The organism is Mesorhizobium sp. M0768 (genome assembly GCF_040320195.1).
In the GTDB taxonomy this organism is placed as follows: Bacteria; Pseudomonadota; Alphaproteobacteria; order Rhizobiales; family Rhizobiaceae; genus Mesorhizobium.
In genome coordinates this window covers 128,508-150,169 of record NZ_JAMYPD010000010.1, presented here as the reverse complement: position 1 = coordinate 150,169, position 21,662 = coordinate 128,508, and the positions used below count along the sequence as shown (strand labels likewise).

21 protein-coding genes are annotated in these 21,662 nt (G+C 63.8%); 6 read left to right on the top strand and 15 right to left on the bottom strand.

The window, feature by feature from the left end; translation table 11 throughout:
* Nucleotides 1-133: 133 nt before the first annotated feature.
* From NKI08_RS15860 to NKI08_RS15800, 13 genes are all read right to left on the bottom strand, one after another.
* Nucleotides 134-3,100: a bifunctional [glutamine synthetase] adenylyltransferase/[glutamine synthetase]-adenylyl-L-tyrosine phosphorylase gene (locus NKI08_RS15860; RefSeq protein WP_352770688.1), complete on the bottom strand. Its 2,967-nt coding sequence runs from the start codon at nucleotides 3,098-3,100 to the stop codon at nucleotides 134-136.
* Nucleotides 3,100-4,569 (bottom strand): sensor histidine kinase, encoded by a 1,470-nt coding sequence (locus NKI08_RS15855; RefSeq protein ID WP_352770685.1) that lies wholly within the window; start codon nucleotides 4,567-4,569, stop codon nucleotides 3,100-3,102. The genes NKI08_RS15860 and NKI08_RS15855 overlap by 1 nt, the downstream gene beginning before the upstream one ends.
* Nucleotides 4,570-4,575: 6 nt before the next feature.
* Nucleotides 4,576-5,250, bottom strand: a complete 675-nt coding sequence (locus NKI08_RS15850) for a response regulator transcription factor (protein ID WP_254819962.1) — start codon at nucleotides 5,248-5,250, stop codon at nucleotides 4,576-4,578.
* Between the two features lie 399 nt (nucleotides 5,251-5,649).
* Entirely contained in the window at nucleotides 5,650-7,206 is a 1,557-nt protein-coding gene (locus tag NKI08_RS15845) for a Do family serine endopeptidase (RefSeq protein WP_352770683.1), read from the bottom strand.
* A 116-nt stretch (nucleotides 7,207-7,322) separates the two neighbouring features.
* Nucleotides 7,323-7,787 (bottom strand): cytochrome c-type biogenesis protein, encoded by a 465-nt coding sequence (locus tag NKI08_RS15840; protein ID WP_352770680.1) that lies wholly within the window; start codon nucleotides 7,785-7,787, stop codon nucleotides 7,323-7,325.
* Complete coding sequence (locus NKI08_RS15835) at nucleotides 7,784-9,772, bottom strand: heme lyase CcmF/NrfE family subunit (protein WP_352770678.1); 1,989 nt, start codon at nucleotides 9,770-9,772, stop codon at nucleotides 7,784-7,786. Before NKI08_RS15835 ends, NKI08_RS15840 begins: the two co-directional genes overlap by 4 nt.
* A gap of 14 nt (nucleotides 9,773-9,786) precedes the next feature.
* The gene (gene ccmE, locus NKI08_RS15830; protein WP_352770675.1) at nucleotides 9,787-10,230 is read right to left on the bottom strand and encodes a cytochrome c maturation protein CcmE; all 444 of its coding nucleotides are present in this window, start codon (nucleotides 10,228-10,230) and stop codon (nucleotides 9,787-9,789) included.
* A 3-nt stretch (nucleotides 10,231-10,233) separates the two neighbouring features.
* Nucleotides 10,234-11,370: a c-type cytochrome biogenesis protein CcmI gene (ccmI, locus tag NKI08_RS15825; RefSeq protein WP_352770673.1), complete on the bottom strand. Its 1,137-nt coding sequence runs from the start codon at nucleotides 11,368-11,370 to the stop codon at nucleotides 10,234-10,236.
* Nucleotides 11,371-11,649: 279 nt separating this feature from the next.
* Nucleotides 11,650-12,084, bottom strand: coding sequence for an RT0821/Lpp0805 family surface protein (locus NKI08_RS15820; RefSeq protein WP_352770670.1), 435 nt, complete (start codon nucleotides 12,082-12,084; stop codon nucleotides 11,650-11,652).
* 121 nt (nucleotides 12,085-12,205) lie between these two features.
* Nucleotides 12,206-13,633 carry an ATP-binding protein gene (locus NKI08_RS15815; RefSeq protein ID WP_352471109.1) on the bottom strand — a complete coding sequence of 476 codons (1,428 nt, stop codon included), beginning with the start codon at nucleotides 13,631-13,633 and terminating at the stop codon, nucleotides 12,206-12,208.
* Between the two features lie 10 nt (nucleotides 13,634-13,643).
* Nucleotides 13,644-14,309 carry a response regulator transcription factor gene (locus NKI08_RS15810; RefSeq protein WP_023718390.1) on the bottom strand — a complete coding sequence of 222 codons (666 nt, stop codon included), beginning with the start codon at nucleotides 14,307-14,309 and terminating at the stop codon, nucleotides 13,644-13,646.
* Between the two features lie 64 nt (nucleotides 14,310-14,373).
* A complete protein-coding gene (locus NKI08_RS15805; protein WP_352471009.1) occupies nucleotides 14,374-14,673 on the bottom strand; it encodes a hypothetical protein in 300 nt (99 codons plus the stop codon).
* 380 nt (nucleotides 14,674-15,053) lie between these two features.
* On the bottom strand, nucleotides 15,054-15,464 hold the full coding sequence (locus tag NKI08_RS15800) for a DUF3168 domain-containing protein (protein WP_352471008.1): 411 nt from the start codon (nucleotides 15,462-15,464) through the stop codon (nucleotides 15,054-15,056).
* Nucleotides 15,465-15,740: 276 nt separating this feature from the next.
* Between NKI08_RS15800 and NKI08_RS15795 the strand changes: the two genes are divergently transcribed.
* Together NKI08_RS15795 and NKI08_RS15790 are read left to right on the top strand one after the other, a co-directional pair.
* A complete protein-coding gene (locus NKI08_RS15795; RefSeq protein WP_352471007.1) occupies nucleotides 15,741-15,956 on the top strand; it encodes a hypothetical protein in 216 nt (71 codons plus the stop codon).
* A 43-nt stretch (nucleotides 15,957-15,999) separates the two neighbouring features.
* Nucleotides 16,000-16,191, top strand: coding sequence for a hypothetical protein (locus tag NKI08_RS15790; protein WP_352501784.1), 192 nt, complete (start codon nucleotides 16,000-16,002; stop codon nucleotides 16,189-16,191).
* 30 nt (nucleotides 16,192-16,221) lie between these two features.
* Here NKI08_RS15790 and NKI08_RS15785 read toward each other — a convergent pair whose 3' ends face one another.
* Entirely contained in the window at nucleotides 16,222-16,488 is a 267-nt protein-coding gene (locus NKI08_RS15785) for a DUF1488 family protein (RefSeq protein WP_254819951.1), read from the bottom strand.
* Complete coding sequence (locus NKI08_RS15780) at nucleotides 16,485-16,757, bottom strand: hypothetical protein (protein ID WP_352471005.1); 273 nt, start codon at nucleotides 16,755-16,757, stop codon at nucleotides 16,485-16,487. The genes NKI08_RS15785 and NKI08_RS15780 overlap by 4 nt, the downstream gene beginning before the upstream one ends.
* A 242-nt stretch (nucleotides 16,758-16,999) precedes the next feature.
* Here NKI08_RS15780 and NKI08_RS15775 point away from each other — a divergent pair, with 242 nt between their 5' ends.
* From NKI08_RS15775 to NKI08_RS15760, 4 genes are all read left to right on the top strand, one after another.
* Nucleotides 17,000-17,338 carry a co-chaperone GroES gene (locus NKI08_RS15775; protein WP_352471004.1) on the top strand — a complete coding sequence of 113 codons (339 nt, stop codon included), beginning with the start codon at nucleotides 17,000-17,002 and terminating at the stop codon, nucleotides 17,336-17,338.
* A gap of 101 nt (nucleotides 17,339-17,439) precedes the next feature.
* Complete coding sequence (gene groL, locus NKI08_RS15770) at nucleotides 17,440-19,059, top strand: chaperonin GroEL (protein ID WP_352770665.1); 1,620 nt, start codon at nucleotides 17,440-17,442, stop codon at nucleotides 19,057-19,059.
* 82 nt (nucleotides 19,060-19,141) lie between these two features.
* Nucleotides 19,142-19,303, top strand: a complete 162-nt coding sequence (locus NKI08_RS15765) for a hypothetical protein (RefSeq protein ID WP_352501782.1) — start codon at nucleotides 19,142-19,144, stop codon at nucleotides 19,301-19,303.
* Nucleotides 19,304-19,457: 154 nt separating this feature from the next.
* Nucleotides 19,458-21,617, top strand: coding sequence for a transglycosylase domain-containing protein (locus tag NKI08_RS15760; protein WP_352770661.1), 2,160 nt, complete (start codon nucleotides 19,458-19,460; stop codon nucleotides 21,615-21,617).
* Nucleotides 21,618-21,662 lie beyond the last annotated feature (45 nt).

Here is a 21,662-nt window from a genome sequence, read left to right as displayed (position 1 = left end):
TTGCATCGTCACCCCCGATGCTAGAGCGGCGGACCTTCAATCCCCCGCTCCATCTCTTTGATTGAACATCGGAACCTCCCAAAGCAGGTCGCAATTTTGGGTCCGATGCTCTCGCCCGTACGGCTGGTTGCCGTCACGGTTGTTTCGCACGAAGCAGAAGGTCGAAATCCTTTCTGACCTTCTGCGACGTCTCCCCGAGATGCGCTTCAAGCACCCCGAAATCCGGCAGGTCGGTGATGGCCAGAAGCAGATCCGAAAGCCCTGGCGGAACGTCGTCGCGTTCGAACGCGCCGGTGAGGCAAAGCCGTATCATCTGGGTCAGCGCCAAATAGAGCGAATAGGCATCCACCAGTTCCTGCCTGACCTGCGCGCTGGCGAAATCCGGCGCCAGGCGCGACAGGACCTCAGCCGTGCCGGTGGCCCTGCGGCCTGCCTCGATCTTTCCGGTGATCAGCGCAACCTGGGCAATGAATTCGAGATCGATGAGGCCGCCCGGGATCAGCTTGATGTCCCAGGGATCGCGCGGCGGCTTCTCCTTGTCGACCATGGCGCGCATCTCGGATGCCTCGGCCATCACCTTGGCTGGATCGCGCGGCAGAGCGAGCACTGCGGCAACGTCCCCTTCGATCTCGCGGCAGAGTTCGGCATCGCCGCCGATCGTGCGGGCGCGCGCCAGCGCCATGTGCTCCCATGTCCAGGCGTCCTGGCGCTGATATTTCTTGAAGGCGTCGACATGGGTAGCCACCGGCCCCTTGTTGCCGGACGGCCGCAGGCGAAGGTCGAGCTCGTAGAGCACGCCCTCGGCGGTCGGCGCGGAAACGGCGGCGATCAGCCGCTGCGTCAGCCGGCTGTAGTAATGCGACGGGGCAAGCGGCTTGTCGCCGTCGGACTCCTCGGCATCGGCGTCGTGATCGTAGAGCAGGATGAGGTCGACGTCGGAGCCCGCCGTCAGTTCGCGGCTGCCGAGCTTGCCCATGCCGAGCAGCGCGACCCGGCCGCCGGCAATATGGCCATGACGCAAAGCGAATTCCGCCATCACCGCCTGCAATGCCGCCTCGATGGTCAGGTCGGCGAGATCGGAAAAAGCGCGGCCGGCGCGCGGCGGGTCGATCGACCCGGCAAGCAGCCTGACGCCGATCAGGAATTTTTGCTCCGAAGCAAAGATGCGCAGCCGGTCGAGCAAGTCTTCATAGGCTCTGTCGCCTTCGAGGAAGGCGGCAAGGCGCGCCGACAGATAGGCGCGGTTTGGCAGTTCGCTCAGCAGCGCCGGATCGAGCAGCCCATCGAAGACATGCGGCCGGCGCGTGATGATGGCGGCCAGCCGCGGTGCCGCGCCCATGATAGTCGCCATCAGCTTCAGCAAAGCCGGATTCGACTGCAGCAGCGAAAACAGCTGGATGCCGGCAGGCAGGCCGGCAAGGAATTCGTCGAAGCGGATCACTGCCTCGTCCGCCCGCCGCGTCTGACCGAAGGCTTGCAGCAGCGCCGGCGTCAGTTCGGTCAGCCGCTCGCGCGCCTCCGCCGACCGGGTGACGCGGTAGCGGCCGAAGTGCCAGCCGCGGATAACCCGGCAGATGTCGCTCGGCCGCTGGAAGCCGAGCCGCTGCAAGGTCTGCAAGGTATCGGGATCGTCGACGTCCCCGGTAAAGACCAGATTGCCGATGCCGGCCGAAAGCTCCGGCGCGGTTTCGAACAGCGCTGCATAGTGACGCTCGACCTGGTGCAGCGCCGCGCGGAACGTTTCGGCAAAGCCTGCCGCATCGGCAAAGCCCAGCATGCGGGCGACGCGCTCCAGCCCCTCTTCGTCCTCCGGCAGGATATGCGTCTGCTGGTCGGCAACCATCTGGATGGCATGTTCGACGCGGCGCAGGAACCAGTATTGCCTGGTGAGCGCATCGCGCGCGTCGGCGGTGATCCAGCCGCGCGCGGCGAGGTCGCCGAGCATCGGCACGGTCTCGCGGCCGCGCAGTTCGGGAAAGCGGCCGCCAGCGATAAGCTGCTGGGTCTGGACGAAGAACTCGATCTCGCGGATGCCGCCGCGACCGAGCTTGACATTGTGGCCTTTGACCGCGACCTCGCCATGGCCTTTGTGGGCATGGATCTGGCGCTTGATCGAATGGACGTCGGCAATCGCCGCATAGTCCATGTATTTGCGCCAGATATAGGGCTGCAGTTCCTTCAGGAACGCGGCGCCGGCGGCAAGATCGCCAGCCACCGGGCGGGCCTTGATCATGGCGGCGCGCTCCCAGTTCTGGCCGCGCGCCTCATAGTAGCGCAGCGCCGCCTCGACCGGGATCGCCAGCGGCGTCGAGCCGGGGTCGGGACGAAGCCTGAGATCGGTGCGGAAGACGTAACCGTGCTCGGTGCGGTCCTGGAGGATACGAACAAGCCGGCGGGTCAGGCGCGAAAACAGCTCTGTGGCATCGAGCGGATCGACGACGGCAGGCGCATCGGGGTCGAAGAAGACGACGAGGTCGATGTCGGAGGAGAAGTTCAGCTCATGCGCGCCGAGCTTGCCCATGCCGAGCAGAATCCAGCCCGAGCGTCGCGCCGGATTTTTGGCATCCGGCAATCGGAGCTTGCCTTGCTCATGCGCGTCGCGGAGCAGGAAATCGACAGCCGCACGCGTGCAGGCGTCGGCAAGGTCGCTCAGTCGCCGCACCGTCAGCGAGGTCTCGGCCTCGCCGGCGAGATCGGCCAAGGCGATCAGGAAATGCGCCTCCGCCTTACATTGGCGCAGCTCCATCATCAGGCTGCTTTCGGAGACGGCCTCTACGCGTGCTGCCGTGTCGACCGCGGCGCCGATCGATGACAGCCGCGCCTCGACGCTCCCGTCGAAAAGCGCATCGAGTATCCGTGGCCGGCGGCGCGCGGTATCGCGCAGGAACGGCGACAGGTCGAACACGGCGGCGAGGAAATCCTGGACGACCCCCTTGCCGGCGAGAGATTTCGCCAGTCGCGGCAGTTCCTTTTGCCGCGCGGCGTCGGCGATCTCCGACAATTCCTGCCTGGCGCGGCTTGCATCCAGCGGAACGAGCTCTACCGCCGGCTTCAACAGCCAGTCCGTTTCGAGGCGTCGCACTGCCATCCTCGCAACCATCAGCGATCCTCCCGCCCGGGAAAACTCATGACGACCGACAATCCGGGATTGCCGGGCAGAAGCTCAAGCCGTCCATTGTGGAATGTCATGATCGCCTTGGCGAGACTCAAGCCAAGGCCGGATCCCGGCTGCGAGCGGCTCTTTTCCAGCCGCACGAAACGCTCGGTCACCCTGGCGCGGTCAACATCGTCGGAAATGCCCTGGCCGTTGTCGGAGACGGCGAGTCTGATCTCGCTACCGACACGCTCCAGCGTCACGCGAACCATAGGCCTGGAGGTCGAGTCGGTCGAATATTTGATCGCGTTGTCGACGATGTTGGACAGCGCCTGGCCAATCAGCTCGCGATTGCCGTTGACGACGAAGGAACCTTGCACCGAAGTTTCGAGCGTCACGCCCGCCTCCTCCGCTACCGGCTCGTAGAGTTCGACGACGTCGTGCACGGCAGCGGCCAGATCAACCCTCGTGGTGCTTTCCGAGGAATAGCCGGCTTCCAGTCGCGAGATCATCAGGATGGCGTTGAAGGTCTTTATCAGCTGATCGGATTCGGCGATCGTTCCTTCCAGCGCCTGCCGGTAGTCGCTGGTGTTGTGCTTGCCGGAAAGCGTCGCCTCGGCGCGATTGCGCAGCCTGGTGAGCGGCGTTTTCAGGTCGTGGGCGATGTTGTCGGAGACCTGCTTCAGGCCCTCGTTCAGCGTGGCGATCCTGGCCAGCATGGAATTGAGGTTTTCCGACAGCCGGTCGAACTCGTCGCCGGCGCCGGTGACCGGCAGCCGGCCGGAAAGATCGCCGCCCATGATGCGGCGGCTCGCCTCCGACACGCTGTCGATGCGCTTCAGCGCCGCGCGCCCGACGAAGAACCAGATCAGCAGCCCGCCGACGCCCATCATGCCGAGCGCCAGCATCAGAGCGCGGCGAATGACGGCGCGGAAGCGCTCCGGCTCGCCGAGGTCGCGGCCGACCAGCATGATCATCTGGTTGGGCAGGCGCAGCACCAGGGCAATGGCGTTATGGCCCTTCTCGCCTTCGGCCTGTACTTCGCTCTGGGCGGGCTCGTTCGGGTCGGAGACCGGGTTGCGCTGCCGCTCGAGTTCGCCCTCGCCGAAGCGGCGGTAGGAGAACGGCTCGGTGGTCCAGCCCTCGGCCTCGATCACGCCCGGCTCCAGGCTCTGCACGTTGCCGGTCAGGATCTGGCCGTTGGCATCGGCGATCAGATAGAGATTGGCGCCGGGCTGGCGGGAGCGCTGCTCGACGACGCGGACCAGCAGCGGGAGGCCGCCGCGCTGATAGGCGCGGGCGAGGCCGAGCACCTCGTCGTTGATCGTGTCCTGGGTCTGGCCGGTCAGCATGCGCGCCGACAGCGAGGTCATGTAGAACACGAGCAGCACCGCGCAGATGGCGAACAGCAGGAAGTAGAGCGCCGAAAGCCGCGCTGCCGTCGTCTTCATGATGGCCGGCACGGAAAGAGCCATGGGGTTCTAGCCGCTTTTCAGCATATAGCCGGCGCCGCGAACCGTGTGCAGGATCGGCTTGTCGAAGCCCTTCTCGATCTTGCCCCGCAGCCGCGAGATATGAACGTCGATGACATTGGTCTGCGGATCGAAATGGTAGTCCCAGACATTCTCGAGCAGCATGGTGCGGGTCACCACCTGGCCGGCATGGCGCATCAGATATTCGAGCAGGCGGAACTCGCGCGGCTGCAGCGTTATCTCGCGCCCGGCGCGCCGGACCGAGTGCGACAGTCGGTCGAGTTCGAGATCACCGACCCGGTAGACGGTTTCGGCTTCCCTGGCGCTGGCGCGGCGGTTCAGCACCTCGACGCGGGCGAGCAGTTCGGAAAAGGCGTAGGGTTTGGTCAGATAGTCGTCGCCGCCGGCGCGCAGACCGGTGACCCGGTCGTCGACTTCGCCGAGCGCCGACAGGATCAGCACGGGCGTCGTATTGCCCCGGGACCTGAGCCCGGCAATGACGGACAGGCCGTCGCGGCGCGGCATCATGCGATCAACGACCATGACGTCATAGTCGCCGGAATCAGCGAGCGCGAAGCCGGTTTCGCCGTCGCCGGCGACATGGGCGGTATGGCCGGCCTCGGCGAACGCCTTCTGCAGGTAGTCGGCTGCCTCGCGATCGTCTTCTATGACGAGAATCTTCATAGAACCGTTATACGCGATTTCGCTGGAAGATTGAGTGGCCGGCATATGCATCGTGGCCTTCTCCATGGCGTATCGCGAACAAAGTGATTCAGGGATACGCGGTAAGTCTTTGTTTTAGCATGTCGTAGCCTAAAACCGCCTCACGCCTTGAGCGGCATGTTCGAGCGGCAGCGGGCGATGGGAGGCCCGCTGCCGCTGGGGCGGAACACGATGGATGACGAACGTATTCAGGCCCCGTGCTTTCCCGTGCGGCGGCTCGGGGGTGTTGAAAACCGCCGCACCGGAAAAGTCGACCACTAGAGCGCCGCGCGTCCTCTTGGACGCGCAAAGGACGCTCTAGCACCTTGAATCGGCGCATGAGCCTTTCCGAAAACGGAATACGTGTTCGGGGTCATGCGCTCAGCCCTTGGCGACAGGCAGTGCGACGAAGCGGTTGCTGTCGTCGCGGGTGATCTGCATCAGCACCGCCTTGCGGCCGGACTTCATCGCGTCGGCCATCGCCTTGTCGACGTCGCCGGCGCCGTTCACTTCCGCCGAATTGACGGAGGTGATGACGTCGCCGGGCTGGATGCCGCGATCGGCGGCATCGCTGTCAGGGTCGACATCGGTCACCACAAGGCCCTTGCCATTGTCAGACTTGGTGACGGTCAGGCCGAGATCGGCGAGCGTGTCGGTCTTCGGGGCGGGGGCAGGCTGCTGGTCGGCCGAGGCCTGCTTGTCGCTCGACGGCAGCTTGCCGAGATCGACCTTGACCGCCTCGCTCTTGCCGTTGCGCCACACCGTGACATCGACAGATTTGCCGGGCGGGTAAGCGCCGATCAGGCGGGCGAGTTCCTTCGGCGAAGCAACATCCTTGCCGTCCACCTGGGTGATCACGTCACCGGCGGTGATGCCGGCCTTCTTGCCGGGACCGCTGTCCTGCGCGCTGGCAACGAGCGCGCCCTTGCCGGATCCAAGGCCAAGCGATTCGGCGATTTCGGGCGTGACCGGCTGGATTTCGACGCCGAGCCAGCCGCGCTGCACGGTGCCGTTCTTCATCAGATCCTGCACGACCTGCTTGGCGGTCGAAGCGGGAATGTCGAAGGCAATGCCGACGCTGCCGCCCGACGGCGAGAAGATCGCGGTGTTGATGCCGACAACCTGGCCGTTGAGGTTAAAGGTCGGGCCGCCCGAATTGCCGCGGTTCACCGAGGCGTCGATCTGGATGAAGTCGTCATAGGGACCGGCGCCGATATCGCGGCCGCGGGCCGAAACGATGCCTGCGGTAACCGTGCCGCCGAGGCCGAACGGATTGCCGACAGCCACCACCCAGTCGCCGACGCGAACCTTGGAATCGTCGGCGAAGTCGACATAGGTGAACTTGTTGCCGTCATCGACCTTGAGCACGGCAAGATCGGTGCGCGGATCGGTGCCGATCAGCTTGGCGTCGAGTTCCTTGCCGTCATTGGTCACCACGGTGAAGGCGGTGCCCTCCTCGACGACATGGTTGTTGGTGACGAGATAGCCGTCATCGGAGATGAAGAAACCGGACCCTTGCGCCACCGGCCGCGGCTGGTCGTTGTTGCGGTCGCGGTGTCCAAATCGGCGCATTCCGTTCGGGCCCTGATCGCCGCCTTGATCGCCAAAGCCGCGGAATTCGCGGAAGAACCGGCGCAGCTGCGGGTTGTCGGGAAGATTGCCTAAGCCGTCCTCGTCGTCCATCTGGCCGGAACCGTCATCGGCCGTCGACTGGATCTTGGCCTTGACGCGCACGCTGACGACCGCCGGCGAAACGCGCTCGACCACATCGGCGAAGCTCGGGACCTGCGGTGCCTCGACACGCACGGCGTCGGCCAGCACCGGGGCTGTCCCGGTGGCAACAGCACCAAAGCCGATCGCGCCGGCAATGGCCAGGGATGCGGCTGCGGCCAGCAGGCGTTTGCGGGTGCGTAGATATGAATTGGGGGCAACATTCATGGTTCTCGTATCCTCTTTTCAAGGGACGCCCCTTGATTGGCATCCTCGACAAAGGAAATAGAGAGCCGCACATTACGGCGCCATTTCCGGTACATGAAACTTTCGTAATGTATCGATCAATCGCGGCGGAGCATCTTGTCCAGCGCCGCCTGTTCCTCGGCAGTTAATGCAGCGGTCACCGTCGAACGGCGCGAGCGGGCGGCCAGCAGGATGAATGTCCCGCCAACGAGCAGCAGAAGAACTGGCGTCCCCCAGAGCAAAACATTGCGCAGATTGAAGCGTGGCTTCAGCAGCACGAATTCGCCGTAGCGCGAAACGACATAGTCCATCACCTGCCGGTCGGTATCGCCGGCGACCAGGCGCTGGCGCACAAGGATGCGCAGGTCGCGGGCGAGGTCGGCATCGGACTCGTCGATCGACTGGTTCTGGCAGACCATGCAGCGCAGGCCTTCCGACAATGCGCGCGCCCTCGCCTCGAGTGCCGGGTCGGCCAGCACCTCGTCGGGCTTGACGGCCTGCGTGGCGCCGGCGAACAACAGCGCCAGCAGCAGGACCAGCGAGGCCAGCGTGGCCCTTTTCATTGCGGGCTCGCCGATGGCACGCCGGCCGCAGCCTTGCGGCGCGACGGTGCGCCGACGCGCAGGCGGCGGTCGAGCAGCGACATCGCCGCGCCCGCCATCATCACCATTCCGCCGCCCCAGATCAGCGTCACCAGCGGCTTCCACCACAGACGAACGACCACAGAGCCATCGCTGCCCTCGTCGCCAAGCGAAAGATAGAGCTGGCTGAAGCCGATCGTCCTGATGCCGGATTCGGTCGTGGTCATCTGGCGCACCGGATATGAGCGCTTGGCCGAGGTGATCTCGCCTGCGACGCTGCCGTCGGCGCCAAGCAGGGCGAAGCGGCCGCGATCCTCACTGTAGTTAGGCCCCTGGGCCGGGTAGAGCCCCTCGAAGCGCAGCTTGTGGCCGGACAGTTCGACGGTCTCGCCGGCATGCATCGACAGGATTTTTTCGGTGCCGAAGCAAAGCGTGCCGACAATGCCGAGCGTTGTCAGCCCGAGGCCGAGATGCGCAAGCGCTATGCCGAAGACCGAGCGCGGCAGGCCGGCGAAGCGCCTGAGCATGGTGGCGGGCGCGACGGTGCCGAAGCCGGATTTGACGGCGAGATCGGTGAGCGCGCCGCAGATCAGCCAGAAGGCAAGGCCGACACCGAGTGCCGCCAACACCGAAGCGCCATCGATGAACAGGGCCGTCACCAGCACGGCGAGCAGCGCCGCCGCGAAAGCCGCCATCAGACGCTGGGCGACCGCGAAAATGTCACCGCGCTTCCAGGCGAGGAGCGGCCCGAACGGCACGACGACCAAGAGCGGCACCATCAGCGGGCCGAATGTCAGGTTGAAGAAGGGCGCGCCGACCGAAATCTTGTCGGCAGACAGGGCTTCGACCACGAGCGGGTAGAGCGTGCCGACCAGCACGGTGGCGGTGGCGGTGGTCAGGAACAGATTGTTCAGGACCAGCGCGCCTTCGCGCGAGATCGGGTGAAACAGGCCGCCGGCCGTCAGCCGGGAGGCGCGCAAGGCAAACAGCGCCAGCGAGCCGCCGATGAACAGCGTCAGGATGCAGAGGATGAACACGCCACGCGTCGGATCGGTGGCGAATGCGTGCACCGAGGTCAGCACGCCGGAGCGCACCAGGAAGGTGCCGAGCAGCGACAGTGAGAAGGTCAGGATCGCCAGAAGCAGCGTCCAGATCTTCAGCGCCGAGCGCTTTTCCATGACGATCGCCGAATGCAGCAGCGCCGTGCCCGCCAGCCACGGCATGAAGGATGCGTTCTCGACCGGATCCCAGAACCAGAAGCCGCCCCAGCCGAGCTCGTAATAGGCCCAGTAGGAGCCCATGGCGATGCCGCCGGTGAGGAACATCCAGGCAACCAATGTCCACGGCCTTACCCAGCGCGCCCACGAAGCGTCAATGCGGCCCTCGATGAGGGCAGCGACAGAGAAGGAAAAGCAGATCGAGAAACCGACATAGCCGAGATAAAGCAGCGGCGGATGGATGGCGAGGCCGAGGTCCTGCAGGATCGGGTTGAGATCGCGGCCCTCGATAGGCGCCGGATTGAGCCTGACGAACGGGTTCGACGTCGTCAGGATGAACAGGAAGAAAGTGGCGCCGATCGCTCCCTGCACGGCAAGCACATTGGCCCGGAGCGTCGCCGGAAGATTGCCGCCGAAGACGGCGACGAGCGCGCCGAAGAAGGTCAGGATCAGCACCCAGAGCAGCATCGAACCTTCGTGATTGCCCCAGGTTCCGGTGATCTTGTAGATCAGCGGCTGCAGCGAATGCGAGTTCTCCCAGACGCTCTCAACCGAGAAGTCGGAGCCGGCGTAGGCGGTTGCCAGCGCCACGAAAGACAGCGCCGTCAAGGCAAAGCCGGTCAGCGCGGCCGGTGCGCCGACGGCCATCATCTTGTGGTTGCCGGTGCGCGCACCGAACAGCGGCACCATCGTCTGCACCAGGGCCAGCGCAAACGCCAGGACCAGGGCGAAATGTCCGGTTTCAACCATTGTCACCGCACCCGCTAGTCACTCTTGCTCTCCTGCCATACGCCCTTGGCCTTGAGGCCGTCGGCCACTTCCTTGGGCATATAGGTCTCGTCATGCTTGGCCAGCACGCTGTCGGCGACAAAGATTCCGTCAGGGCCAAACGAGCCTTCGGTGATCACGCCCTGCCCTTCCCGGAAGAGGTCGGGAAGAATGCCGGTATAGGTGACCTTGACGTTCTTCTGGTTGTCGGTCACCGAAAAGGCGACGGTGGCGCCTTGGCCACGCTCGACCGTGCCTTTTTCGACGAGACCGCCGAGCCTGATGCGCTGGCCCGGCTGAAGGCTGGCGGTGGCCAGATCGGCCGGCATGTAGAAATAGGAGGCCTTCTGGCCAAGCGCGTAGAAGGTCAGCCCGGTGGCAACACCGAGAAACCCCAGCCCCGCTGCGATCACCGACAGTCGTTTCTGCTTGCGCGTCATCGTCTACTCCGTCGCCGTCACGCCAAGCGAGGCGGCAAAGGCGGCGAATTTCCTGGCCTGGTCACTGTCCGCGCCAAAGACGGCGATACCGCGATTGAGCGCGTCACGCGCCTGATCTGTCTTGCCCAGTACGGCATAGGAACGAACGAGCTGCATCCACCCTTCCTCGTCGCGCGGATTTTGCCGAAGCCTTTCGTCGAGGCCGGCAACCATGGTGCTGATCATGGCTTGCCGGTCCTGCGGCGACATCGAGGAGGCAGCATCGATATCCTCGGCGGTCGGCCCTTTGGCGGGCGCCTCCGAAGCGACGCTGCGGGCGGCGGATTCGGCCAGCGCCTGCTCGACGGCACCGCGCCACGGCGAGCCCTGCGGCAAGGCGGCAAGCATTTTTTGCCAGGCCGCCGTGGCTTCAGCTATGCGGCCTTCCTGTGCCATGCCCATGGCGAAATAGAACGCGGCCTTCGGATTGGCCGGATCGAGCTTCAACGCCGCCTCGAAAGCCGCCTGCGCTTCGGCGGAGACAATGCCGCCGGCCGCATTGGCGATCGCCTCGCCAAGACCCGCCTGGCGGGCGGCGCTGTCGCCGTCGAGGCGGATGGCGTTGCGATAGGCGGTCACCGCATCGGCGTATCGCTGCATGCGCAGATAGACCGGCGCCAGCACGTCCCAGCCGCGGCCATCGGATGGGTTGGCCGCCAGGTGCGCCTCGGCGCGGGCTATCAGCTCGTCGACCGAGCTGTCGGCGGGGTTCTTGGCCAGGCGTTCGCTGAGCGGCTGCGACGGCAGGTCGGGTGAGCCGAGCTGGCCATAGAGGCCCCAGCTGACCAGCGGAACCAGCAGCACGGCCGCCGTCGCCACCAGCCTTGTCGACCGCGACGGCTGCGTCGCCGTCTCGTCGGCGTGGCCGGCATTGCTCAGGCGAAGGATGCGGCGGGCGATTTCGGCGCGTGCCTCTTCGGCCTCCATTGGCCGGATCAGGCCACGCGCCATATCGCGGTCAAGCTCGGCCAGCTGGTCGCGATAGACTTCAAGGTCGTGATCGCCGGCAGCGGACGCGTTCTTCGATCCGCCGGCCAACGGCAGCAGCACCGCCAAGCTTGCGCCCAGCGTCAGGAGTGCGGCTATGACCCAAAACAGCATGGCTCTTCCAATAGAACGAGACCCTTGCCCTGCCAACACAAGCGTGCTGCGACGCTTTGGCGGGGCCGCTCCGATCGATAATGCATGTCGCGCAAAAGTGTGCAGCGGTTTTGCGATAACGACCATGCATCAAAACAAGAACCTATAGCGCGTCGCATGACGCCGGTCGAACGCGACGCGCTTTAGTGCCGGACCGGTATCGGCGGATCGACGGCCGGGCGTCTTTGTTTTTGCGCAATTCCGGACGGAAAACCGTTTCACACTTTTCCTGGAATTGCGCTACGTCAGCGGCGTCCAGCTGCCGTCGGCATTGCGACAGGCGGTTCCGCGCGCGGTGGCGCCGGCGGTGCCGGTAAACACCGTATGGGTGTATTGCCGGCAGTCCTGCGAGCCGACGCGATAGGGCTGGGCGGCGACCACTTCGCCGCGATGGGCCGAACTGTCGCTCTTCCAAGCCACTTTCTGGCCGCTCGCCGTGTATTCAAGCGCCTTGTATTCCGCCTCGAGCGCGCTGCGCTTCTCGGTCTCGCTCAGGCCGGCGCCGATAGAACCGCCGACGAGGCCGCCGCCCATGGCGGAGATGATCGTCATCGCCACCTTGGCGCCGCTGGGGGGCGTCGCGGCCGGCGTCACCGTAACGGCCGGGCCCTTGCCGAGCGTCGTGCAGCCGGAGACGGCGAGCAGGGCGGAAACGAGCGCGACGCGAATCTTCATGCCAATACCGGCTTTCTTGAGCTGGACCGCCGCGCTGTCAGCAGCTGGCGCGGCCATAATGTCGATGTTTGTCGGAAATTTGGCCGCAGCCAGCCACCTGGAAAAGCAATCTGGAAAAGCATTACTGAAGGCTCCGCAATCGAACCATCGCCTTCAATCCACCCATGATGGATCGTTCCAGCGCCAGAGAGCCTCCATACTCGTTGACAAGGTCGGCGACAATGGCAAGTCCGAGCCCGCTGCCCGGTTTTGTCTCGTCGAGCCGCCGGCCGCGCTGCAACACCTCGCGCGCCTTGTCGTCGGGAATGCCGGGGCCGTCATCCTCGATGCTGATCTCGAACAGGTTGGCTGCGCCTTCCGTGCCAGCGCCACCTTTGCTGGAGATTGGCTTGACCGAAACGGCGACCGCGCTCCTTGCCCATTTCATCGCATTGTCGAGCAGATTGCCGAGCAGCTCCTCCAGGTCCTCGCGTTCGCCGGCAAAGACGATGTCAGTGGCCGGCAGCGACAGCGACAGCGCCGTCTGCGGGTTGAGCTTTTGCAGCACCCGAACCATGCGCTGGACCAGCGGCGCCACCGGCGTACGGTAGACGACGCTGTCGCGCTGCGCGGCGACGCGGGCACGTTGCAGATAATGGTCCACTTGCTTTTGCATGGAAGCGGCCTGCTCGGCGATCAGCTGGCCCTTGGCGCCACCCAGCGCCCGTCCCTCGTTGAGCAGCACGGCAAGCGGCGTCTTCAGCGAGTGCGCGAGGTTGCCGACCTGCGTGCGCGACCGCTCGACGATACGCCTGTTGTTCTCGATCAGCGCATTGGTCTCGTTGGCGAGCGGCTCTATCTCGGCCGGGAAACGGCCGTCTAGGCGCTGCGCGGTTCCTTCGCGCACCATGGCAAGCGCATTCCTGACCCGGCGCAGCGGCTGCAGGCCGAGCAGGATGGCAATCGCATTGATGGCGATCATGCCGACGCCGAACAGCGACAGATAGGTCAAAAGGCGCCGCTGGAAGGTGGCGATTTCCTGCTCGAGCTCGGTCTGGTTGCCCATGACGCGGAAGCGCGCGGCGCGGTTTTTCGCATCGAGCACGAACTCGCTCTCGAACACCTCCAACTGCTCGCCTTCGATGCCGTCCGCTGAATAGCTGCGCTGGAAGCTGGCATTGAAGGGCACCTCGGCAACGCTTGGCGACGGGATCGCCTTGGTCATCGACGACGAATGGAGATCGCCGTGCACGCCTTCCGAGGCAGGCTCGACCGACCAGTACCAGCCGGAATTCGGTTCCGAGAACCTCAAATCACCAAGGTCGGGGGCGCCGGTCAATTGGCCGCTTTCAGAAACGCCGACCGAGCCGATCAGGTTGAACAGATGCGCCGAAAGCAGGCTGTCGAAACCGCGCTCGCTGGCCTGGCGATAGAGCGTGGTGATCAAGGTGAAGATGACGACCAGAGTGAGGATCGCCCAGACGGTGGAAAAGGCGATGACGCGAAACGCCACCGAACGCGGCCATGACCGCAGCGACGGCGTGTTCGAGACGGCGGGTTTTGTAGGCAGCGGTTCCGCGTTACGCCTCCGGCTTACGCATGCGGTAGCCCATGCCGCGAACAGTTTCGATCATGTCGATGCCCATCTTCTTGCGAAGCCGTCCGACAAAGACCTCGATCGTGTTGGAATCGCGGTCGAAATCCTGGTCGTAGAGATGCTCGACCAGCTCGGTCCGGGACACCACCTCGCCCATGTGGTGCATCAAATAGGCAAGCAAGCGGAATTCGTGCGAGGTCAGCTTCAGCGGCACGCCGTCGACGTCGGCCTTGGAGGCCTTGGTGTCGAGGCGGAGCGGCCCGCAGGTCAGTTCGGACGAAGCGTGCCCGGCAGCACGCCGGATCAAGGCCCGCACCCTGGCCAGGATTTCCTCGATGTGGAAGGGTTTGGTGACGTAGTCGTCGGCGCCGGCGTCGATGCCGGCAACCTTGTCGCTCCAGCGGTCGCGTGCCGTCAGGATCAGCACCGGCATCTTGCGGCCGCCGCGCCGCCAGCGTTCGACCACGCTGATGCCGTCCATCTGCGGCAGGCCGATGTCGAGCACCACGGCATCGTAGGGCTCGGTGTCGCCGAGAAAGTGCCCTTCCTCGCCGTCGAAAGCGCGGTCGACGACATAGCCGGCATCGACCAGCGCGTCGCCGATCTGCCGGTTGAGATCCTTGTCATCTTCGACGACGAGTACGCGCATGCGGAAGGCCTGTTGAAGCTGTTCAGATATAGGCCGATTCCGGCAGACTGGGAAACGGCACGGTTCAGTTCAGCGGAACGACGATCTCCGAGCGACGCGGACGCTGCCCTTCCTTGCCCGGAACCAGCACGACGATGACGCAGACCGGCTGGCCGCCGCGTGTCGACTGCGAGGCCTTGGCCAAGGTGCCGCCATTCTGCTCGGCCACCTGCTGGCCGATCGCATAGCAGTCGGAGGCGGCGAGGACGACCGGTTGGGGCTGCTCGGGCACGACAACGGGGATCGCCATCGCCTGCGACGCAAGCAGACCGGCGGCTGACAGCGCCAGTGCCGCGGTCCGGAAGTGGGAGCGAAGGGTTTTCATGGTCAGCGTTCTAACGCGCCGGTGCTGAACGTGATATGAACGGTGAACGCTCGAATGCATGCCCGCCACACCCCTGAAGCGCGAGATTACCGGATTGCCATTTCGCCGCCCATCCCGCGAAATTGCCAAGTTTAACCTAGCCCTCCGATCCTTCGCCGACAACCGGGCATCGTTTGGCAGTGAAAGGCAATCGCTTCAGGTTTGCCCCGACTTCGACAATCGATCCGGCAACCGAAGGCAGATTCAGGCGAACCGACCGGAAATAAAAACCCGCCTCTGCGGCGGGTCGCTGGCGCCATCAGCACCATAGCCGAATTAGTAGCATAGCTGCTGGCACAAAGCAAGAACAAAATTGCCGGATTGTAAAAAATGCCCGGTGGTCAGCCCTCGTCCTTGATCACGGCGCGGAAGCGCAGCAGCCCGTGATGGGCCGAAAGGTCCTCGTCGTAGCGGGCTTCGGCGAATTCGAGCTTGAGGTAGGCGCGGCGATGTTCGCCGAGCGAGAGAGCCGTATCGCGCAGGCGGGTGCTAACAAGGTCCATGATGTCATTGGTTTCCTTGCTGGCCTCTGATTTCGACCAGACATGCAACGTCAGCAACTGTTCTGCGTCGTTCTCCATTCCCGTTGCCCAATCGTAGACGCTGGTGCGGCCGAAGGTCATGTGGGGGAACGCAACATTTTCCGGCGCACGGTCGAACAATCGTGCGTCGCCCAGTGCCGCCGATAAATCGGGATCGTCATTCACTGCCTCGAATATGGCCTTCTGCAATTCGACGGCCGGCGCGGTCATCGTCTTTCCCTTCGTCCGTCGCGTCGACCTCCCGGCTGCGTAGCTGCGTTGCATGAAGGCATCCCGCCAAAGCGCGAATCAGCGCGTCTCATGCGGATTATGAACCTTCATGATCTCGGCAATAAGCCCTGCTCCTGGAATGCGCGACGCCCCGGCCGTCCGCGCCACGGACCCTTGAGGGTGATGCCAACCTGCGCGAAGTCATTTGGCATGCAGGAGTTCGAAAAAAGGATGCTATGACGATGTCTGGTTTCCAGACATTCGAGGTCGTTTTTCGTGCGCGAGCCGTCGCTGCTGCCTGTCTTCGGAAAGCTTGGGGCCAAGGCGCCGCCGGTCGCGATTGCGGCGTCGACCATGTCGATGACCGTCAAGAGTCTGGTCAACCACACTCGGGAGGTGCTCTCGGCGTACGGTAGCCTGGCCCTGAAGCTGTCCGTCGTTTTGTGGACGGTGCTTGTCGTGGCGGCAGTATTCTTCATCGCCCAGGCCTGATCGAGCGACATTCATTGATTGGGCGGAAACGAAAGGACCCAAGATGGCAAAGCGCTACGCGCTCCGTATGGAACATCCTCACAGCTGGACCGTCTTCGACGTCTTCACCGGCCAGCCGGTCGAGCTCAAGCAGCAACTCACGGCCAGTTTGAACACGCGCGATGCGGACGCGATGGTCGACCGGCTGAACGGTCGCGACGTCAAGCGGCGAGCGAAGGCGGACCGGAAGCCCTGAGAAAGCGTCTTGTGGACGGATCGCGACGGACTAGCGAAAATCGGCCGCAGTCAGCACATATATGCTCCTGCGGGTGCGGGCATAGGCATTCCTGGCGACATCGTGGATCGAGTTGGAAGCCGTGTCGAAGGCTGCCAGGTAGGTAGCTTCTGAGGCCGCCGTTCCCGGCTGCATCTTGGAGATGGCATCGGTTGCGACAGAGAAGGAAATCTGGAACATCCCGTCATGGCCGACGAAGCGGATGCGTTTGCTTGCCTCGTCGTAGCTGCGGCTGGGATTGGGAAATGTCAGGCTCATGATTTCGCCTCCGTCGATGCAGATACGGCCTTCTTGACTGCCCGTGACGCCCGCTTCTTCTTTGGTGCGACCGGATTCAGAGCTTCCGCCGCGCGGTCCGCCTCTTCCTTGGCCAGTCGCAATTCCCTCAGCCTTGCCGTTTTGATGCTCCTCGCCTTGGCTTCCGAGAGATATTCGGCAGTTGCTTTGTTCCGCTCCGCCGTCTTCTTTTGATTTTCCATGAAGCGGGCCTGAGCTTTTTCCATGATGTTCTGATTGCCTTCGGCCATCGGTAAAATCTCCCTTGCAGCGAAAGTCGTGAATGTGAATTCACCATAAAATAGGTGTTCAAAGATAGAAATTCAATTTCATTAATATTCGGCAAGGCCCGAACACCATGGGATAACCAGGCAAGATAATACGTTCAATATTTCATGTGCCCTATGAATATTTTTTGGCGCTCCTATCAATCGAGTGCCAGGGCGCCTATAGAGAGGGGCGGCCGCCTAAGCTGGCCCCAGAAAGAGTCCCCATGAAATTCCGGCCACTCCACGATCGCGTCGTCATTCGGCGCGCCGAAAGCGACACCAAATCCAAGGGCGGCATCATCATCCCCGACAATGCCAAAGAAAAACCGCAGGAAGGCGAAGTGATCGCTGTCGGGCCGGGCGCGCGGGACGAAAGCGGCGCGCTGATCCCGCTCGACGTCAAGGCCGGCGACCTCATTCTGTTCGGCAAATGGTCCGGCACCGAGGTCAAGATAGACGGCGAGGACCTTCTGATCATGAAGGAGGCCGATATCATGGGCATCATCGAAAAAAGCGAGACGGGCATCATCGACAAGACCGTGGCTGCCAAGAAGGCCGCCTGATTGGAAGGCCGCGCGCCCTCCCGCGCGCGCGCAAAGGACGCTCCGAGCTTTGATTCAGGCGCTGCAAGCGCCTTGCCACGACAACCGAACTGGAAAAGATCATGTCTGCCAAGGAAATCAAATTCTCCACCGACGCGCGTGACCGCATGCTGCGCGGCGTCGAAATCCTCAACAACGCCGTCAAGGTGACGCTCGGCCCCAAAGGCCGCAACGTCATTATCGACAAGGCCTACGGCGCGCCGCGCGTCACCAAGGACGGGGTGGCCGTGGCAAAGGAAATCGAGCTTTCCGACAAGTTCGAAAACATGGGCGCGCAGATGGTGCGCGAAGTGGCCTCGAAGACCAACGACCTTGCCGGCGACGGCACCACCACCGCCACGGTGCTTGCCGCTTCCATCCTGCGCGAGGGCGCCAAATTCGTTGCCGCCGGCATGAACCCGATGGACCTCAAGCGCGGCATCGATCTTGCCGTCAGCGCCGTCGTCCAGGAAATTCAGGCGCGCGCAAAGAAGGTCAAGTCCTCAGGTGAAATCGCGCAGGTCGGCACCATTGCCGCCAATGGCGACACCAGCGTAGGCGCCATGATCGCCAAGGCGATGGACAAGGTCGGCAATGACGGCGTCATCACCGTCGAGGAGGCCAAGACCGCCGAAACGGAGCTCGAAGTCGTCGAAGGCATGCAGTTCGACCGCGGCTATCTCTCGCCCTATTTCGTCACCAATGCCGAGAAGATGCGTGCCGAGCTGGAAGACCCTTACGTCCTCATCCACGAAAAGAAGCTCGGCAATCTGCAGGCACTGCTGCCAATCCTCGAAGCCGTGGTGCAAAGCGGCAGGCCGCTGCTGATCATCTCCGAGGACGTCGAGGGCGAAGCGCTGGCAACGCTGGTCGTCAACAAGCTGCGCGGCGGCCTCAAGGTAGCGGCCGTCAAGGCGCCTGGCTTCGGTGACCGCCGCAAGGCGATGCTGGAAGACATCGCCGTGCTCACCGCCGGACAGATGATTTCCGAGGATCTCGGCATCAAGCTGGAGAACATCACCATAGACATGCTCGGCCGCGCCAAGCGCGTGCTGATCGAGAAGGACACCACCACGATCATCGACGGCGCCGGCGAGAAGACCACCATCCAGGCGCGCGTCCAGCAGATCAAGGGGCAGATCGAGGAAACCACGTCCGACTATGACAAGGAGAAGCTGCAGGAACGTCTCGCCAAGCTGGCGGGCGGCGTTGCAGTCATCCGCGTCGGCGGCGCCACCGAATCCGAGGTCAAGGAAAAGAAGGACCGCATCGACGATGCGCTGAACGCCACGCGCGCGGCCGTTGAAGAAGGCATCGTTCCGGGCGGCGGTGTCGCGTTGCTGCGCGCCAAGGCTGTGCTGAACGGGATGACCGGAGCCAATGCCGATGTGACAGCGGGCATTTCGATCGTGTCGAGAGCGCTCGAAGCGCCGATCCGGCAGATCGCCGAGAATTCCGGCGTCGAAGGTTCGATCGTCGTCGGCAAGCTCGCCGAGGGCAAGGATCACAATCAGGGCTTCGATGCCCAGAACGAGGTCTATGTCGACATGATCAAGGCCGGCATCGTCGACCCGGCGAAGGTGGTACGGACGGCGCTGCAGGACGCGGGCTCCATTGCGGCGCTTCTGATCACGGCGGAAGCCATGATCACCGACGTTCCGGCGAAGGAAGCCGCTGCTTCGCCCGGCGGCATCGGCTATTGACCAGCCACTGCCGGAAACAAGCCTGAAAGACAGCCGCCGGGGTATCTTCCCCGGCGCGCACCATCGGCAAGGAGATCGATCAATGATCGCATTCGTCCCGAAGCCAAAGGCAGCGGCGAAAATCGAAGTGGCCGAGGAAAGCCGCTTCGATCGCATTCGCAGGCTTGCCGACAAGCACAGGAAAGCCAACGCCGGCATGATAGGCCGCGACCCGAAAAAGATCGCGGACAAGCGTCCCATGTGACGACTGCCAATGCTCGGCACCTCGCGCAAGCGCGGAACCTTCATCGCCCTTGTAGGCAGCGCCAAAATGGACGAATAGTCATAGCGGCGCGCCGCCGTGAAATTGCCGGCATGCGGTTTCTCAGTTGGCGGCATCGCCGCAGCCGGATCCTGGAATGGCCAGTCCTTTGGAACCACGCAAGAGAAGAGGTCCGATCGCCGCAAGGCTGCTGGCGGTGGATGCGTGGATTGATTCCTCGGTCTACGAAATCGGCTTCAGGGCGCGCCAGTTCTGGGAAGCGGCGACCATCTTCTCGCGGCGTTTCCGTGTCGACGGCTGGCGCCGCGGCCTGATCGAACTGTTGAGTGAAGGCTTTACGCTCGGTGCCGGCGGCATCGTCGTCCTTTTGGCGCTGGCCTTGCCGGCCTTCCAGATAACCGCCGGCGACTGGCGCACGCAAGGCGACTTCGCCGTCACCTTCCTCGACCGCTACGGCAACGAGATCGGCCAGCGCGGCATCATCCAGCGCGATTCGGTGCCGGTCGACGAGATGCCCGACCATGTCATCAAGGCGGTGCTGGCGACCGAAGACCGCCGTTTCTTCGACCATTACGGCATCGATGTGCTCGGCCTGTCGCGCGCCATATTCGAGAATGTGCGGGCAAATTCCGTCGTCCAGGGCGGCTCGAGCATCACCCAGCAGCTGGCCAAGAACCTGTTCCTGACCAATGAGCGGACATTCGAGCGCAAGATCAAGGAAGCCTTCCTGTCGCTGTGGCTCGAAGCCAATCTGTCGAAGAAGGAAATCCTGCAACTTTACCTCGACCGCGCCTATATGGGCGGCGGCACCTTCGGCATCGAGGCGGCAGCCGATTTCTATTTCGGCAAGAGCGTCAAGGACCTGAACCTTGCCGAGGCGGCGATGCTGGCCGGCCTGTTCAAGGCGCCGACCAAATATGCGCCGCACATAAACCTGCCCGCCGCCCGGGCGCGGGCCAACGTGGTGCTGTCCAATCTGGTCGATTCCGGCTTCATGACCGAAGGCCAGGTGCTGCAGGCAAGATTGCACCCGGCCGAAATCGTCGACCGCGGCGAGCAGAAGAGCCCCGACTACTACCTCGACTGGGCCTTCGACGAGGTCAAGAAGATCGCCGCCAAGGGCGGCCCGCACTCGCTTGTCGCCCACACCACCTTCGACGCCAACATCCAGAAGGCGGCCGAAGAATCGATGGAGTTCCACCTCCGCCAGTTCGGCAAGGAATACAACGTCACCGAGGGCGCCATCGTCGTCATCGAGACCAATGGCGCGGTCAGGGCGATCGTCGGCGGCCGCGACTACGGCGCCAGCCAGTTCAACCGCGCCACCAAAGCGCTTCGCCAGACCGGCTCCTCGTTCAAGCCCTATGTCTACGCGACGGCGATGGAGCATGGCTTCACGCCGGATTCGGTGGTTTCCGGCGGGCCCATCTCCTGGGGCAGCTGGTCGCCCCACAATTACAATGGCGGGTCGGCCGGCAACGTCACGCTGATCACGGCGATGGCCAAATCGATCAACACGGTGCCGGTGCGGCTGGCCAAGGATTATCTCGGCATCAAGCCGATCAAGGCCATGGCCGAGGCGATGGGCGTCGAGTCGCCGCTGGAATCACACAAGACCATGGTGCTCGGCACGTCGGGCATGACCGTGATGGACCAGGCGACGGGTTACAGCGTATTTGCCCAGAACGGCCTTGCCGGAACCCGGCACGGCGTCAGCCAACTCTTCACCCGTACCGGCGAGGTGGTCTACGACTTCGCCAAGGATGCGCCGCCGCCGCATCGGGTGCTGTCGGAGAAGGCGCTCAAATACATGAACACCATGCTGGCGGCGGTGCCGGTGATCGGCACTGCCCGGCGCGCGGCCCTTCCAAACATCGTCGTCGCCGGCAAGACCGGCACGACCCAGTCCTACCGCGATGCCTGGTTTGTCGGCTTTACCGGCAACTACACGGCCGCCGTCTGGCTCGGCAATGACGACTTCACCGCGACCAACAAGATGACCGGCGGCACGCTGCCGGCCATGGTGTGGCAGCGCCTGATGGTCTATGCGCACCAGAATATCGACCTCAGACCGATCCCCGGCCTCGATCACCCCTTCGTCGATGCCGAAATTGCCGCCAAGGCCGAGGAAGCGGAAAAGAAGAACGCCGAACAGGCAGCTGCCGATGCCGCCGCCGAGCGTCCGCCGGTGCTGTCCAGCCGGACCACCCAGACCCTGAAGGAACTGACCAAGCTGTTCCAGGCGGCACCCGTGCTCGACGCGCCCGCTGCACCGGAAACCCTCTCGGCGCTGTGACGCCCAATTGCGCGGGGCCGCTTGCCACAAGGCCCTGCGCCGCGA